2 protein-coding genes are annotated in these 800 nt (G+C 67.1%); both read right to left on the bottom strand.

Features of this window, described 5'->3' with window-relative positions; translation table 11 throughout:
• Positions 1-65: 65 nt before the first annotated feature.
• On the bottom strand, positions 66-404 hold the full coding sequence (gene tnpB / locus AC1DF3_RS36990) for an IS66 family insertion sequence element accessory protein TnpB (RefSeq protein ID WP_286538762.1): 339 nt from the start codon (positions 402-404) through the stop codon (positions 66-68).
• Entirely contained in the window at positions 401-781 is a 381-nt protein-coding gene (gene tnpA / locus AC1DF3_RS36985) for an IS66-like element accessory protein TnpA (RefSeq protein ID WP_478142811.1), read from the bottom strand. The genes tnpB and tnpA overlap by 4 nt, the downstream gene beginning before the upstream one ends.
• Positions 782-800: the final 19 nt, after the last annotated feature.

The raw sequence follows: 800 nt of genomic DNA, 5'->3' as shown, positions 1-800 counted from the left end.
ATCATGCAAGACCGGCTGCTTCGCGTCATTGGGAATTGCGCTGTGAACGCGCTCCCTGCGAAGGGCTATAGACGGGTGATCACAGTCATCTCTGGCAGGCGCTCCCAGGGCAGTCCCACCACCAGCGCATCGAACTGCGCCTGCGTCAAGGAGAGCGGGGTCGCTGCGCTGCTCTCGATCGGCCACACGAAGCGCCCCGCGTTGAGCCTCCTGGCGGCACACCACACGCCGAAGCCGTCGTGCACGAGCAGCTTGATACGGGTGGCCCGCACGTTGGCGAACAAGTAGCCGTGGTGCGCACGAGCACTGCCGAGGGCATGCACGACGTGAGCCATCAGGCGCTCGGCGCCGGCACGCATGTCCAAGGGCTGGGTGCAAAGCCAGAGGGCGTCGATGCGGATCATCGCAACAGCTCGCGCAGCCAAGCCGCGCAATCGACCGCCGCCGAGACCGGCCATGTGACACTCACGCCCAGAGCACCGCGCTTGAACTCGAGTCGGATCGTCTCGGTACTGGCCGCCACGCGCGATGGCGCCGGAGCCGCCGGCGGCGCAGGCAACGACAACTCGACAAACTCCCGCGCACGCTCGACCGTGGCACTTGMTGGAGGTGGCGCGGGAATCGCCCCGCGGCCACGACGCCACTGATGCACGAGGTTGTCGTTCAGCCCAAACGACAGCGCGACCGCCGCGACGGAAGCGCCGGGTTCGGCGCAGGCGGCCAGAACCTGCGCCTTGAACGCCGCGCTGTGCCGGCGGCGTTGCTTCGGATTGACGTCCATAGATGTCCAGCTAACTTAG

Source organism: Variovorax sp. 10N432 (assembly GCF_056394465.1).
Note: the sequence above shows the minus strand (reverse complement) of the source record. Positions and strands in the feature narration are given on the sequence as shown.